Raw genomic sequence first — 14,354 nt, 5'->3', positions numbered from 1 at the left:
CGTGGCGATCCCGACGTTCAACGCGATGACGCTGCCGTCCAACGACAACGTCAACCCCTACGCCTTCAGCGTGGACCTCAACGGCCAGTGGTTCGCCCAGCGCGGCAAGATGATCGCCTACTACGGGCAGATCAAGTTCGAGGCGCTGTCGGCGGGCCCGCTGGACGCGCTGGTGGCGTCCTCGTTCCACTCGCCGCTGTACGCGCAGGACTGGATCGTCGCGCAGGGCCAGGGCAAGCTGGTGCTGTCCGACCGGGGCTTCGACGTCAACTCGTTCGACCTGGACCAGGGCAACCTGACCATCCGGGCCGGCAACCTGCTGGCGTTCGAGCCGGGCCTGGAGCTCAAGCAGTCGATCATCCCGGGGTTCCTGACGCTGATCGGGACCGGCCGGTTCGTGGCCGCCTCCAACGGCCCGGTGCACTTCGTCGAGCCGCCGATCCGGGTCGACCCGCAGGCGCTGCTCGGCTGGGCCGACTGCCCCTCGCCCTGCCACCACTACGACCACTCCTACATGCGCGGCGTGCTGGGCGCGGCGAGGTCGGTGCTCGGTATCGGCGGTACGTCGGGCGAGGAGCACCAGTTCGACTTCACCGGCGAGGGCATGGTGCTGATGCAGTCCTCGGAGGCCGTCACCAACGAGGACACGCTGCTGCGCGACCTGGAGGGGCAGGTCGGCATGCTGGGCAGCAGCGGCCTGCAGCGCCTCCACCAGACCGTCGGCCAGCGGCTGGCGGCCGAACGCCAGCAGTGACCGTGCCCGCTGACGGAGTGCGGGGGCCCGGCCCGGCGGCCGGGCCCCTGTCCGTCCCTCAGGGCGTCTCCGCGGGCGCGGGCCGCATCAGGTGGAACTCCGCCCCGAACGGGTCCCGTACCGTCGCTATCCGGCCGTACGGGCTGTCCTGGGGCTCGGTGACGACCGCGCCCCCGTTCTCGCGGACGGTCCGCACCGACGCGTCCGGGTCCTCGACCTCGAAGTAGGTCATCCAGGCGGGCCCGGCGGCCCCCGGCTCCTCCAGGATCCCGCCGATCGCCCGGCCGTCCGGCCGGTTGAGCACGGTGTAGGCGAAGTCCCCGGGCATGTCCTCGGCCGTGTGGTCGAACACCGCGGCGTAGAAACCGGCGGCCCCGGCCCTGTCGGTGGTGACCAGTTCGTTCCAGACGAACGAGCCCGGCTCGTTCACGATCTGCGAGCCGATGTGCTCCCGGCCCTGCCAGAGCCCGAACTGGGCGCCGACCGCGTCGGTGAGGATCGCCAGCCGGCCCTGGTCCATCACGTCGTCGGGCGGGTCGACGATCGCGCCGCCCGCGGCGGTCACGCGCTCGGTGGTGCCGTCGATGTCGTCGGTGGAGAAATAGACCCCCCACCAATAATCGTCGGCGGGCTCGGGATTCCGCATCATTCCGGCGATGGGCGCGCCCCGCAACAGGCACGCGTGGTAATGCCCGGCCTCCGGGCCGTAGTCCTGGAATTCCCAACCGAATAGGCTTCGGTAGAACGCTTTGGCCCGTTCCATATCCGGGATTCCGAGATCCAGCCAATTGGGGGTACCGGCCGGGGCGTTGCCTGTGAGATGGGTCATGGGACGCACACTCCTTCGTGTGGTGCCTGCGTGTCGCACGTCCTGGCGCATGCCGGCATGGCCGGGACCGGCCCCCGGCGTCACGTACACTGATCGGATGGTTTCGTTCCCGAGCTGACAGGCCCTTAAGCGCGTCGTGGTCACGGACCGTGACGCGCTGTTTCGCGTCCGCTTGGATCCGCCCCCCGCCCGTCCGGGACGCCGCCTGTCCGTTCCGATCCTCGTCAGGGAAGCCCGTCACCGTGATCATTGCCCATGACATCGAGCTGCGCGCCGGATCCCGGCTGCTGATCGAAGCCACCTCCTTCCGGGTCAACCCCGGCGACCGGGTCGGCTTCGTCGGCCGCAACGGCGCCGGCAAGACCACCCTCACCAAGGTCCTGGCCGGCGAGGCGCAGCCCGCGCAGGGCGGCGTGACCAGCTCCGGGACGGTCGGCTACCTGCCGCAGGACCCGCGCGGAGTCGATCTGGAGGAGCTGGCCCGCGACCGGATCCTGTCGTCGCGCGGTCTCGACGAGGTCATCCGCGACCTGCGGGCGGCCGAGGAGCGGATGGCCACCGCCACGGGGAGCGAGCGCGACAAGGCCGTCCGCCGGTACGGCCGCGCGGAGGAGCGCCTGCACGTGCTCGGCGGCTACTCCGCCGAGGCCGAGGCGTCCTCCATCGCCTCCAGCCTGGGCCTGCCCGACCGGGTGATGACCCAGCCCCTCGGCACCCTGTCCGGCGGCCAGCGTCGCCGGGTGGAGCTGGCCAGGATCCTGTTCTCCGGCGCCGACACGCTGCTGCTGGACGAGCCCACCAACCACCTGGACGCCGACTCGGTCGTCTGGCTGCGCGACTTCCTCAAGGGCCACCAGGGCGGCCTGGTCGTGATCAGCCACGATGTGGAGGTGCTGGACGCGGTGATCAACCGGGTGTTCCACCTGGACGCCAACCGCGCCGCGATCGACATCTACAACGTCGGCTGGAAGAAGTACCTGGAGCAGCGCGAGACCGACGAGCGGCGGCGCAAGCGCGAGTCGGCCAACGCGCAGCGGCAGGCCACCGCGCTGCTGTCGCAGGCCGACAAGATGCGGGCCAAGGCGACCAAGGCCAAGGCCGCCCAGCAGATGGACAAGCGGGCCCGCCGGCTGCTGGCCGAGGCGGAGGGCGTGCGGCGGGCCGACAAGGTCGCCAAGATCCGCTTCCCGGAGCCGGCGCCCTGCGGCAAGACCCCGCTGACCGCCGAGGGCCTGTCCAAGTCGTACGGCTCGCTGGAGATCTTCACCGACGTGGACCTGGCCATCGACCGGGGCAGCCGGGTCGTGGTGCTGGGCCTGAACGGCGCAGGCAAGACGACCCTGCTGCGGATGCTGGCCGGGGTCGACAAGCCCGACACCGGCTCGGTGCTGGCCGGGCACGGCCTGCGGCTCGGCTACTACGCCCAGGAGCACGAGACGCTGGAGGTCGAGCGCTCGGTGCTGGAGAACATGCAGTCGGCGGCGCCCGGCATGGCCCCGGTCGAGGTCCGCAAGATCCTCGGCTCGTTCCTGTTCTCCGGCGACGACGTCGACAAGCCCGCCGGCGTGCTGTCGGGCGGCGAGAAGACCCGGCTGGCGCTGGCCATGCTGGTGGTCTCCAGCGCCAACGTGCTGCTGCTGGACGAGCCGACCAACAACCTGGACCCGGCCAGCCGCGCCGAGATCCTGGACGCGCTGCGCACCTTCTCCGGCGCGATCGTGATGGTGACCCATGATGAGGGCGCGGTCACCGCGCTTCGACCGGAAAGAGTGATTTTGCTGCCGGATGGTGTGGAAGACATCTGGAGTGATGAGTTTGCCGATCTGGTGGCACTTGCGTGACCAGTGCCATGGCCCAGACAGATCTTTTCTGGCGGAGTGGGTAGCCGAACGAGCGGGAATGACTGATCATGGCGGGGGATTAACGCAGCGGTCACCACATCACTACGGGAGGTACTCGTGGCCGAGACCCTGAAGAAGGGCACCCGCGTGACCGGTGCCGAGCGCGACAAGCTGGCGACGGAACTGAAGAAGAGGTACGACTCCGGCGAGAGCATCCGCGCCCTGGCAGCCGCCACCGGCCGCTCATATGGGTTCATCCACCGGATTCTGACCGAATCCGGTGTCAACCTGCGCGGTCGCGGCGGCGCGACCCGCGGCAAGAAGTCCTGAACGGACGTCGACCCCCGGTAGAGCGCACCGCCTGACCCGCCGCCCCGGCCGGCCGAGTAAGGTTCGGTCGCGGCGGCGGGCGGGCCGCGGGGAGGACCCCCTTCCGCTCCGCCGCGCGGCCGGCGCGAACGCGCCGGTCACGTGCAGGCGGAAGGGGAGCGGGAATGGCGGACGTGCGGGCCGAGGAGCCGCGGCCGGAACCGGTCACGGAGCAGGTCGACGGGCCTGCCGGGGAGGGGCCGGCCCAGGGACCGTCCGGGCGCGAGCCCGGCCGGAGGTCCGGACCGGAGCCCGACCTGGAGGAGGCGGGGCTCCGCCTGGACCTCGACGGTCCCGTGGCGACCGTCACGCTGAACCGTCCCGAGCGCCGCAACGCCATGACGTTCGCCACCTGGCGCGGCCTGGCGGCCATCGGGCGCGGCCTGCCCGCGGACGTGCGGGTGGTCGTGCTGCGCGGTGCGGGCCCCTCGTTCTCCGCCGGGATCGATCTCGGCATGTTCTCCGGCGGCGGAGAGGGCTTCTCCGACGGCTCGGACCCGGCGGCCACCGACCGCTTCATCGCCGAGTTGCAGGAGGGCTACACCTGGCTGCGCCGGCCCGACATCGTGACGATCGCGGCCGTGCACGGGCACGCGATCGGCGGCGGCTTCCAGCTGGCCCTGGCCTGCGACATGCGGGTGATCGCCGATGACACCAAGTTCTGCATGAAGGAGTCCGCGCTGGGCCTGGTCCCCGACCTGACCGGCACCAAGCCGCTGGTCGAGGCCGTCGGCCTCGCGCGCGCCCTGGAGCTGTGCCTGACGGCCCGTACGGTCGGAGCCGAGGAGGCCGCCCGGCTGGGCCTGGCGGAGATCGTGGTGCCGCGCGAGGGCCTGGACGAGGCCGTGCGCGGGCTCACCCAGTCCCTGCTGGCGGTGAACGCCGGGGCCGCCGTCGCGACCAAGCGGCTGCTGCTGCAGGCCCCGAACAACACCCTTGAGGAGCAGTGCGCGGCCGAGCGCCACGAGCAGACCGGCCGCCTCCGCGAGATGTTCGGCGCCAGGTCCTGACGCAGGCCACGTTCTGACACGGCCCAAGACGTGACGCCCCCCCGGGCGCCCGTCCGTTCAAGGGAACGGGCGGGCGCCCGGATTGCTCGTCTCGGCTCAGCCCAGGGCCTCGCGCCCGCCGCCCGCGATCGGCAGCCAGACCTTGCTCGCGCCCGGCTTGAGCGCCAGCTCGGTACCCGCCGGGTAGCGCAGCGTGTAGTCGTAGTCGGTGGACAGGACGATCACGCCGAGGCGGTGGCCGGGCTTGACGACGTAGTCGGTGGGCTCGAAGTCCCATCGCAGGTCGTACATCTTCCCGGGCCTGATCGGCTCGCTGCGGCTCGCGCCGTGCCGGTTGCGGGCATCGAGCCAGCCGCGCGTGATGATCTTGTAAGGGGCGGTCTCGGTGCGGTGCGCCTGCCGGGTCGTGCAGCCGTCGTCGCCCGGCACGCCCTGCCCGTAGCAGACCCGTTCACCGGTGTCGGAGCGGGCGCCGGTGGGCCGGGTGTCGGTGCCGTAGTCGACCAGGAGCGCGGTCACGTACGGCGACCGTCCGTCCAGGGACGCGCGGAACGCCGCCTTCGGGATGCCGTTGACCCGGACGGCCCTCTTCAGCGCCGGGGTCAGGTAGGCCAGCCGGCCCGGATCGGCCTGGTCCTCGTTCACCAGGAGCTGCTCGGCGGTACGGGTCCGCCCGGCGTCGATCAGCGACTGGACGGGTCCCGGCCGCGGCCGGAGCGACAGGGTGCCCGGCTGGCCGGCGCCCGAGCCGGCGTTCAGGCTCAGCGGTACGTGCCGCGTCCCGGGGACGGGCCAGTCGCGCGCGGTCTCCCACTGGCCGGGGGCGCGCTCGACGTCGACCCGCGGCTCCTTGGTGATGCCGTTGTCGATGCCGTACAGCCAGTGGTCGAACCAGTGGTGCGTCTGCCGCAGCCACTCCTCGAGCCGCCAGCGGAACGGGGTGGCGTGGTTGGCCTGGTGCAGCCACAGCTTGCGCGGCACTCCCGCCTGCTTCAGGGCGTTCCACCACTGGACGGAGTTCTTGACCTTGACGTTCCAGTCGTTGAGCCCGTGCACGACCATCACCGCGGCCTTGACATTGCGGGCGTCCTTGACGTAGTCGCGCTCGGCCCAGATCCGGCTGTAGTCACCGGTCTCGCGATCCTGGACCGCGGTGATGTCGTCGATCACCTGCTTGCAGACCTCGGGGTTCCGCCGGGTGAGGACCACCTTGGCCAGGATGTCCAGGTCCTCGCCCTGGAAGCCGCCGGGCGCCACGACCCCGCCGTTGGCGCGGTAGTAGTCGTACCAGCTGGAGATCGCCGCGACCGGCACGATGGCCTCCAGGCCCTCGACGCCGCTGGCCGCCGCCATGTTGGGCAGCGTGCCGTTGTACGACTGGCCGATCATGCCGACCTTGCCGGTGGACCAGCCGGCCTTGACCGGGCTGCCGTCCGGGGCCCAGCCGCGGGCCCGGCCGTTCAGCCAGTCGACCGCCGCCTTGGTCCCGGCCTGCTCGTCGCGGTCGCCGGAGGTCGGGCAGCCGGTGGAGCCGCCGGTGCCGATGCTGTCGAGGTTGGCGATCGCGTAGCCGCGGGGCAGGAAGTAGTTGTCGTAGTAGCCGGGGAAGATCTCGGCCAGGTTCCGCTGGACGGCGCGGTCCTTGCGGGTCTGGGCGCCGTCGATGTCGACCGGGTAGAGCGGGATGTCGTGCGTTCCCGCCCAGTACGGGCTCGGCTCCAGGATGGTGGGCACCCGCAGGCCCTGGTCGGTCTCCTTGGGCCGCATGATCCGCATCTGGACCCGGTCGCGGATCCCGTCGCGGTCGCTGTCGGCCGTGGTCTCGATGCTGACCACCTGGGTGACGGCGTCCGCGCGCGAGAAGACCGGCTGTGTCTCACCTCCCGCCACCTTGATCTGCGAGGGCGGCCGGGCGGCCGGTGGGGCGGGGGCCGCTCCGGCGGGGAGCGCCGTGGTGGCGAGGAGCGCGGCGAGCAGCGCGGTGGCGAGCGGTGCGGCGGCGAGGGTGGTCGCGCCGGCACCGCCTCGCGTGAGACGTCGGATCACGAGGGTCTCCCGGATGGCGGGCCTGATGATGTTGATCTCTTGTACCCCCGGACCGCGGGCCCGTCCAGACGGACGCCGGAACCGGCCGGACGCGGGGTGGCGACCAGGGCGTTACGCCGTGAGCGGAGCGGGGAAGCGGGCGGGGGCACGGTGCGTTGCAGCCCTCGGATACTGAGATGCTTACTTGATTACGCGGTTGGATCACGCGCTGCTCCGATCGGGCACCGTTGAGATCACGCGCTACCGCGATCATGTGCGACACGGAGGCTGTACGTGGGGATGCCGGGAATGCCGGGCAACGGCTGGCAGGTGATGGCCTCGTTCCGCCGGGACGGGTCGGTCACCCACCAGAAGCTCAAGCCCGGGACCGTCAAGCGGATCGCGGGCTACGCCCGCCCCTACACGCGCGAGCTCGGGATCTTCCTGGCGCTGAACTCGCTCGCCGCGCTGACCGTGGTCGCCAACCCGCTGCTGCTCAAGGGGATCATCGACCGGGGCATCGTCCCGGGCCGGCAGAGCCTGGTGATCTGGCTCGCCGTCGCGGTGGCCGTGCTGGCCCTGGTGGAGGCCGTGCTCGGCCTGGCGCAGCGCTGGTACTCGGCGCGGGTCGGCGAGGGCCTGATCTACGACCTGCGCACCCAGGTGTTCGCGCACGTGCAGCGCCAGCCGGTCGCGTTCTTCATGCGGGCGCAGACCGGCTCGCTGGTGAGCCGGCTGAACAACGACGTGATCGGTGCCCAGCGCGCGCTGACCACCACGCTGTCCTCGGTGGTCTCCAACGTGATCAGCCTGGTCCTGGTGCTGGTCACCATGATGGTGCTGTCGTGGCAGGTCACGCTGATCGCGCTGCTGCTCCTGCCGGTGTTCGTCCTGCCGGCCAAGTGGGTGGGCAAGCGGCTGTCGCGGATCAGCCGCGAGCAGATGGTGCTGGACGCCGAGATGAGCTCGCTGATGACCGAGCGGTTCAACGTGGCCGGGGCGATGCTCTCCAAGCTGTACGGGCGTCCCGCCGAGGAGGAGGAGAACTTCTCCCAGCGCGCCGCCCGGGTCCGCGACATCGGCGTCATCGCGGCGATGTACGGCCGGATCTTCTTCACGGCGCTCACCCTCGTCGCGGCGCTGGCCACGGCCATGGTCTTCGGCGTGGGCGGCCTCCTGGTCGTGGACGGCGGCCTCCAGCTCGGCACGCTGGTCGCGCTGGCGACCCTGCTGACCCGGATGTACGGCCCGCTGACCGCGCTGTCCAACGTGCACGTCGACATCATGACCGCCCTGGTCAGCTTCGACCGGGTGTTCGAGGTCCTGGACCTCAAGCCCCTCATCCGCGACAAGGACGGCGCCCAGATCCTCGGCGGGGCCCGCGCCAACGGCGGCCGGGTCAGCCTCGACAAGGACGGCGGCCGGGTCAGCCTGGACAAGGACGGCGGCCGGGTCAGCCTGGACAAGGATGATCGGGTCGGCGGCGCCGAGGCCCCGGCGGTGGAGTTCGACGACGTCATGTTCGCCTACCCCTCCGCCGAGGAGGTCTCGCTGGCCTCGCTGGAGTCGATCGCCCGTCCCGACACCGCGCCCGGCAAGGAGGTCCTGCACGGGGTCGACTTCACCGCCGAGCCCGGCTCGCTGATCGCGCTGGTCGGCCCCTCCGGCGCGGGCAAGTCCACGATCACCCATCTGGTCTCCCGGCTGTACGACGTGAGCGGCGGCGCCATCCGGATCGGCGGCCAGGACGTGCGCGACGTCACCATGGAGTCGCTGCGCGACCAGGTCGGCGTGGTGAGCCAGGACGCCCACCTGTTCCATGACTCGATCCGGGTCAACATGCGCTTCGCCCGCCCCGAGGCCACCGACGAGGAGATCTTCGCCGCGCTGGAGGCCGCCCAGATCGGCGGCCTGGTCGCGGACATGCCCGAGGGCCTGGACACGATCGTGGGCGACCGCGGCTACCGGCTGTCGGGCGGGGAGAAGCAGCGGCTGGCGATCGCCCGGCTGCTGCTGAAGGCCCCGTCGGTGGTGGTCCTGGACGAGGCGACCGCGCATCTGGACTCCGAGTCCGAGGCGGCCGTCCAGCGGGCGCTGCGGACCGCGCTGGCGGGCCGTACGTCGCTGGTGATCGCGCACCGGCTGTCGACGATCCGGGAGGCCGACCAGATCCTGGTGATCGAGGACGGCCGGGTCGCCGAGCGCGGCCGGCACGAGGAACTGCTGCTGCGGGGCGGCCTGTACGCCGAGCTCTACCGCACCCAGTTCGCCCGGCAGAGTGACTCCGGCGCGCAGGAGCACCAGCTGAACTGATCGCCGGTTTCTCCCGAATCGCCGGTCCCCGTGGCACGGGATGCGGTTTCCTTGTCTTCCCTCCGCGCGTGCCCGATGTCAACCCGGCGGCCACTCGCGCGCGTCAGAGTCGATGGAGGCCCTTTCGGGGGCCGAGGCCGGAGGAGCCGGAGGAGTAGGGAGCAACGATGCGCGTGATGACGATCACCCCGGTGCCGCAGGCGGCGCGGGCCGTCCGGAGCGGGCCGGCCCGCTACACCGTGCTGCTGGTGGGGCTGGGGGCCGCCGGAATCGCCATCGGCTGGCTCGGCCCCCAGGTCGCGGCCTCGTCGTCCGGGCTCATCCGCCGCCGCTGAGGGGATAGCCCAGCCGGGACAGCTCGGTGCCGGCGATCCGTTCGACCTGCTGGATCTGGCGCGGGGTGAGCCGGCCGCCCGGCCGCCGCCGGTCCTCGTCCCGGTCGCCCCTGCGGGACTCGCCCTTGCGGGGGTCGGGACGCCTGAGCTCGGGCAGGCGCAGCTCGGGACGCCGCGGCTCCGGCCGGCGCGCGTCGGGTCTGCGCAGCTCCTCCTGGCGCGTGCCACCGGCCTCGCGGACCAGGCTGGTCAGGGCCAGCTTGGACAGCTGCGACCCGAGATAGCCCGAGACCTCGTCGGCGATCGCGCCCGGCCGCCGCACCAGGTCCTCGTATCGGACGGTCAGCAGCTGCTCCTCGGGCGTCTGCGCCCGCAGCCGGGCACTGAGGCGGACCGAGCCGCGCCAGCGCAGCGCGCACTTGACGGCGGCCGCCGCCCGCGGCCAGCGGGCCCGCTCCATGACCTCCTCGACGCCCAGGAACGGGTTGGGGAACACCTGGTCGAGGTTCGTCAGGCCCGGCTTGAACCAGGCCAGGCAGCGCTCGTCGTCGAGCATGTCGGCGACCACGTCCCGGCCGTCCCTGATCACCTGCAGCAGCTGCGCGTCGGGAAAGGCGTCCAGCAGCACGTCGGCGCTGTAGATCAGGTCGGGGGAGGCGTCGCCGAAGCGGTCGACGCCGCGCGGCTCCACGCAGGAACCGGGGTCGCGCGCGCCGTCCTCGGGCGGCCGCAGCCCGGCCGCCTCCCAGCAGTCGGCGCGGCACCCGGCGCAGCCGGCACCGGAGATCTGCCAGGCCTCGGCGTACGCGTCGCGCAGCACCCGGGCCGCGCCCCGGCCGCTGTCGGTGGCGATCGACGGCCGCTGCGCGAACGCGTAGACCATCTGGAGCACGCCGGGCCGCCCGATGGTCAGGTGGAATCCGGCGGACCGTTTCACGGCGCGTGCCAGCAGATCCGCGCCGGAATGCGGGGAACCCAGAACGAACACCGGCCGGCGGACCTTGGTACCGTTGATCACCAGGATGTGCGGCGTTGCCTTCATACCACCGCCAGTCTCTCACTATCCGTGCCGGTGGGAGTTCCCTGTGACCGCCCACGCCACCCCAGGTTAACCGGAGCAGAGCAGGGCGTTCCGGACCTAGCCTGTGACCATGAGCGCGACAACGCTGGCGGGACTGCTGCCCGAGGTGGAAACGTTCACCGTGCTGACCGGCGCCGGGATCAGCACCGACAGCGGGATCCCCGACTTCCGCGGCCCGCAGGGCGTGTGGACCAAGGACCCGGCGGCCGAGGCGAGGGCCACGATCGGCTCCTACCTGGCCGATCCCGACGTGCGGCGGCGGGCCTGGCAGTCCCGGCTCGACCACGCGGCCCTGGCGGCCGAGCCCAACGCCGGCCACGCCGCCCTGGTGGAACTGGAACGGGCCGGCCGGCTGCGCGCGCTGATCACCCAGAACGTCGACGGGCTGCACCAGCGGGCCGGATCGGGCGCCGGCCTGGTGATCGAGGTCCACGGCACCGTGCGCGAGGCCGAGTGCCTGGCCTGCGGGCTGCGCACCCCGATGGCCGAGGTGCTGGCCCGGGTCGAGGCCGGCGAGCAGGACCCGCCGTGCGCCGCGTGCGGCGGCATCCAGAAGTCGGCGACGATCTCGTTCGGGCAGGCGCTCAAGGAGGACGTGCTGGACGCGGCGCTCCGCGCGGCGCGGTCGTGCGAGCTCTTCCTGGCCGTGGGCACCTCGCTGGGCGTCCAGCCGGTCGCCGGGCTCTGCCTGGACGCGGTCGAGGCCGGTGCCCGGCTGGTGATCATCAATGCCGAGCCCACGCCGTACGACGGGCTGGCCGACGCGGTCCTGCGCGAGCCGATCGGGACGGCGCTGCCCCGGCTGGTCGATCTGGCGCTCGGGTCGCGGCGGTGATCCTTTCCCGGGGCCGCCCCGTACTACTGGTCACCGCACTGGGGGGTGGCCATGCCGAGGATCGACGTGCCTGAGGTTCCCATGCTCGAGGTAACCGTTCGTTGGCGGGTCGTGACCGGCGCCCCCTTCCTTTGCGGCCGCAATCCTGACAAGCTCTATCCGTTGCGGTGCGAGGAGGGATCGGGTTGGTGAGCGGGGTCGCCCGCGCGGGGGCTGAGGACGACCGCCGGAGCGTGTCCGACCGGCTGCTTGACCGTACGCCCGCGCGCCTGTCCGGATCCCCGGAATTCTCCCGGCCCCGCGGGTTCGCCCGGCTGCGGCCGGGCGACCGGGTGGCCGTGATCGCGCCCAGTGGTCCCGTGGAGCCCGCGCGGCTGACGGCCGGCTGCGCGATCCTGCGCGACCTGGGGCTCGAGGTGACGGTCGGCGAGCACGCGCTCGACCGCGTCCCGCTCGGCCCCGCCCCGGACGGTGCGCGCCACGGCTGGCAGCGCCTGGCGGGCCGTGACGCCGACCGGGCCGCCGACCTGGTCGAGGCGTGGTGCGACCCGCGGGTCCGCGCCGTGCTGTGCGCCCGCGGCGGGTACGGCGCCACCCGGCTGCTCGGGCTGATCGACTGGGACCGGATCGCCGAGGCCTCGCGCGGGACCGCTCCAAAGATCCTGCACGGCTCCAGCGACGTCACCGCCCTGCACGTGGCCTTCGGGACGCGGCTCGGCATCACCACGTCGTTCGGGCCGATGGCCGCCGGCGAGCTGCTCACCGAGGGCAAGGGCGAGAGCGACCAGGCCCTGGAGCACCTCCAGGCGGTCCTGTTCGGGCCGCGCGAGCCGGGACGGGCCTCCCAGGTCACCGGGGCGCGCGTACTGCGTTCCGGGAGCGCTGAGGGCCTGCTGGCGGGCGGCACGCTGGCGCTGCTGGCCGCGCTGCTCGGAACGCCCGACGCGCCGCCGCCCGCCGCCGGCCGGATCGTCTTCCTGGAGGACGTCTCCGAGGCCCCGTACCGGATCGACCGCATGCTGACCCAGCTCGTCCAAGCGGGCTGGTTCGACGGGGCGGCCGGGGTGGTCCTCGGCCCCTGGCACGACTGCGGCGACCCGGCCGAGATCGATTCGATCGTCGCCGGGCGGCTCGGGCCGCTCGGCGTGCCGATCCTGGCGGGACTGCCCGTCGGGCACGGGCCACGGCAGCTCACGCTGGAGCTGGGCGCCCCGTACCGGCTCGACACCGATGCGCTGACCCTGACCGCATCGCCTCTGGACGAGCCCACGGAAGGGGTGCGATGAGCGGGCGGCACGCGCGACCCGACGATGTCGACGACGGGACCCTGGATTCGCTGCTGGTCCTGGTCGCCGAGAGCCTCGGCTACTCGGCCCGGCCCGTCGATCCCGACAGCATGCTCCTGGAGGGCGCCAGCCTGGTGCCCGTCAGCATGCGGCTGCTGCGCCAGCTCGCCCGGCTGGTGCCGCGCGACGACTGGCCCGCGCTGGTCTCCGACCATGTCACCACGATCATCACCGCGATGGAGGAGCCGCTGGACCTCAGCGACTTCGATCTCGCCCAGCACCTGCTGCGCACCCGCATCTACCCGGCCGAGGCCGACAACGGCATCCTGGCCGCGCGCCCGTTCGCGCCCGGCCTGATCGAGGTCGTGGTGGTCGACACGCCCACCACGGTGCGGACGGTCACCACCGACGAGATGGCGGGCTGGCCGGTCTCGGGCGACGCGCTGTTCATGCTCGGCCGCGCCAACGTCCGGGCCGACGGGCCCCTGCAGATGGACGAGCAGGACGTCGGCGGCGTCCGGATGGCCGTCCTGCACGGCTGGACGTTCTACGCCGTCACCCATCTGGCCTGGCTGGAGGAGTACCTGCCGATCGGGCCGTACGGGGCGCTGGTGATCGCCCCCAACCGCAGCCTCATCGTGGCGCACCCGATCCAGCCCGTGGGGGGCGGCCCCCGGGCCCGCTACCGGGCCGCGGCCGCCGCCGCCCGGGAGTTGCAGGGCCAGGCGTACCACGCCTACGAGGACGGTCCCGGGTCGCTCAGCCCCTACCTGTACTGGTGGCGGGGCGGCGAGCTGACACTGCTGGAGACCCGCTACGAGGACGACGCGCTGGTGCTGCCGGCCGAGCTGGCGTCGGTGCTGACCACGCTGACCGCCGAGCCCTGACGCGGAGGGCCGCCCCGGCCCCCCGCGTCGTCGCCGCGTCGTCGGTGTCAGATGCCGGCCGACGTGGGCGTGGGCTCAGGGTCAGGGTCAGGCTCGGATAGGAGCACCGGCTCGGGCGCGGGCTCCGGCTCGGTGATCTGCAGGATCGGCAGGAAGACGTGCGCGAGAGGGCCGATCGCCAGCGCGTACAGCAGGGTGCCGATGCCGACCGTGCCGCCCAGCAGCCAGCCGACGCCCAGCACGGCCAGCTCGATGCCGGTGCGGACCACCCGGATCGAGTGGCCGCGCGCCGCCAGGCCGGTCATCAGCCCGTCGCGCGGCCCGGGGCCGAGCCCGGCGCCGATGTAGCAGCCGGTGGCGAACCCGCCCACCACGATCGCGGTGATCAGGTAGGCCCAGCGGGCGGCGGCCGAACCGGGATCGGGCAGCAGCCACAGGAACAGGTCGGCGAACACACCGACCAGGAGGGCGTTGCTGATCGTGCCGATGCCCGGGCGCTGCCGCAGCGGGATCCAGGCCAGCATCACCACGGCGCCGGCGATGATGATCCACAGGCCGATCGACAGCCCGAACCGCCGGGCCAGGCCCTCGTGGAACACGTCCCAGGGGTCGTTGCCGAGCGTGGACGTCACCTGCAGGGCGATGCCCAGACCGTACAGGGCCAATCCCGTGTACAGCTGGACGAGCCTGCGTGCCATCAAGGCCATTCGAGTGCTCTTTCTCCGAGTTCTTGGGCAGTGTGCTCCACTCTGCCGCCAAGTGGCCTGGTAGTTGTAGGGCCAATATGGA

General features: G+C 72.3%; 13 protein-coding genes. 9 read left to right on the top strand and 4 right to left on the bottom strand.

Annotated elements, in window-relative coordinates:
- The first annotated feature begins 1 nt into the window (after position 1).
- A complete protein-coding gene (locus ACH34Q_RS24920; protein WP_395985459.1) occupies positions 2 to 754 on the top strand; it encodes an AIM24 family protein in 753 nt (250 codons plus the stop codon).
- Between the two features lie 58 nt (positions 755 to 812).
- Here the strand turns inward: ACH34Q_RS24920 and ACH34Q_RS24915 are convergent, their stop codons facing one another.
- Complete coding sequence (locus ACH34Q_RS24915) at positions 813 to 1,583, bottom strand: VOC family protein (protein WP_395985458.1); 771 nt, start codon at positions 1,581 to 1,583, stop codon at positions 813 to 815.
- 242 nt (positions 1,584 to 1,825) lie between these two features.
- Between ACH34Q_RS24915 and ACH34Q_RS24910 the strand changes: the two genes are divergently transcribed.
- The 3 genes from ACH34Q_RS24910 to ACH34Q_RS24900 all read left to right on the top strand — a co-directional run bounded on the left by ACH34Q_RS24910 (position 1,826) and on the right by ACH34Q_RS24900 (position 4,803).
- On the top strand, positions 1,826 to 3,424 hold the full coding sequence (locus ACH34Q_RS24910; RefSeq protein WP_395985457.1) for an ABC-F family ATP-binding cassette domain-containing protein: 1,599 nt from the start codon (positions 1,826 to 1,828) through the stop codon (positions 3,422 to 3,424).
- Positions 3,425 to 3,541: 117 nt separating this feature from the next.
- A complete protein-coding gene (locus tag ACH34Q_RS24905; RefSeq protein ID WP_018656527.1) occupies positions 3,542 to 3,754 on the top strand; it encodes a helix-turn-helix domain-containing protein in 213 nt (70 codons plus the stop codon).
- A gap of 164 nt (positions 3,755 to 3,918) precedes the next feature.
- Positions 3,919 to 4,803: an enoyl-CoA hydratase/isomerase family protein gene (locus tag ACH34Q_RS24900; protein WP_395985456.1), complete on the top strand. Its 885-nt coding sequence runs from the start codon at positions 3,919 to 3,921 to the stop codon at positions 4,801 to 4,803.
- A 96-nt stretch (positions 4,804 to 4,899) separates the two neighbouring features.
- On the opposite strand, the gene ACH34Q_RS24895 is transcribed toward ACH34Q_RS24900, so the two are convergent.
- A complete protein-coding gene (locus ACH34Q_RS24895) occupies positions 4,900 to 6,849 on the bottom strand; it encodes a Xaa-Pro dipeptidyl-peptidase (protein WP_395985455.1) in 1,950 nt (649 codons plus the stop codon).
- Positions 6,850 to 7,128: 279 nt separating this feature from the next.
- Between ACH34Q_RS24895 and ACH34Q_RS24890 the strand changes: the two genes are divergently transcribed.
- Together ACH34Q_RS24890 and ACH34Q_RS24885 are read left to right on the top strand one after the other, a co-directional pair.
- A complete protein-coding gene (locus ACH34Q_RS24890; RefSeq protein ID WP_395985546.1) occupies positions 7,129 to 9,141 on the top strand; it encodes an ABC transporter ATP-binding protein in 2,013 nt (670 codons plus the stop codon).
- A gap of 167 nt (positions 9,142 to 9,308) precedes the next feature.
- Positions 9,309 to 9,476, top strand: a complete 168-nt coding sequence (locus ACH34Q_RS24885) for a hypothetical protein (protein WP_395985454.1) — start codon at positions 9,309 to 9,311, stop codon at positions 9,474 to 9,476.
- Here the strand turns inward: ACH34Q_RS24885 and ACH34Q_RS24880 are convergent.
- Positions 9,460 to 10,518, bottom strand: a complete 1,059-nt coding sequence (locus ACH34Q_RS24880; RefSeq protein WP_395985453.1) for a sulfotransferase family protein — start codon at positions 10,516 to 10,518, stop codon at positions 9,460 to 9,462. The two genes, ACH34Q_RS24885 and ACH34Q_RS24880, sit on opposite strands and share 17 nt — an antisense overlap.
- A 109-nt stretch (positions 10,519 to 10,627) precedes the next feature.
- Between ACH34Q_RS24880 and ACH34Q_RS24875 the strand changes: the two genes are divergently transcribed.
- From ACH34Q_RS24875 to ACH34Q_RS24865, 3 genes are all read left to right on the top strand, one after another.
- Positions 10,628 to 11,392 (top strand): SIR2 family NAD-dependent protein deacylase, encoded by a 765-nt coding sequence (locus tag ACH34Q_RS24875; RefSeq protein ID WP_395985452.1) that lies wholly within the window; start codon positions 10,628 to 10,630, stop codon positions 11,390 to 11,392.
- Positions 11,393 to 11,580: 188 nt separating this feature from the next.
- The gene (locus ACH34Q_RS24870) at positions 11,581 to 12,678 is read left to right on the top strand and encodes an LD-carboxypeptidase (protein WP_395985451.1); all 1,098 of its coding nucleotides are present in this window, start codon (positions 11,581 to 11,583) and stop codon (positions 12,676 to 12,678) included.
- Positions 12,675 to 13,565, top strand: coding sequence for a hypothetical protein (locus ACH34Q_RS24865; protein ID WP_395985450.1), 891 nt, complete (start codon positions 12,675 to 12,677; stop codon positions 13,563 to 13,565). Before ACH34Q_RS24870 ends, ACH34Q_RS24865 begins: the two co-directional genes overlap by 4 nt.
- 47 nt (positions 13,566 to 13,612) lie before the next feature.
- Here the strand turns inward: ACH34Q_RS24865 and ACH34Q_RS24860 are convergent, their stop codons facing one another.
- Entirely contained in the window at positions 13,613 to 14,272 is a 660-nt protein-coding gene (locus tag ACH34Q_RS24860; RefSeq protein WP_395985449.1) for a YitT family protein, read from the bottom strand.
- Between the last annotated feature and the right edge of the window lie 82 nt (positions 14,273 to 14,354).

The organism is Actinomadura sp. 9N407 (assembly GCF_044326315.1).
Lineage (GTDB): Bacteria > Actinomycetota > Actinomycetes > Streptosporangiales > Streptosporangiaceae > Spirillospora.
This window is presented reverse-complemented; position numbering and strand designations above follow the sequence as displayed.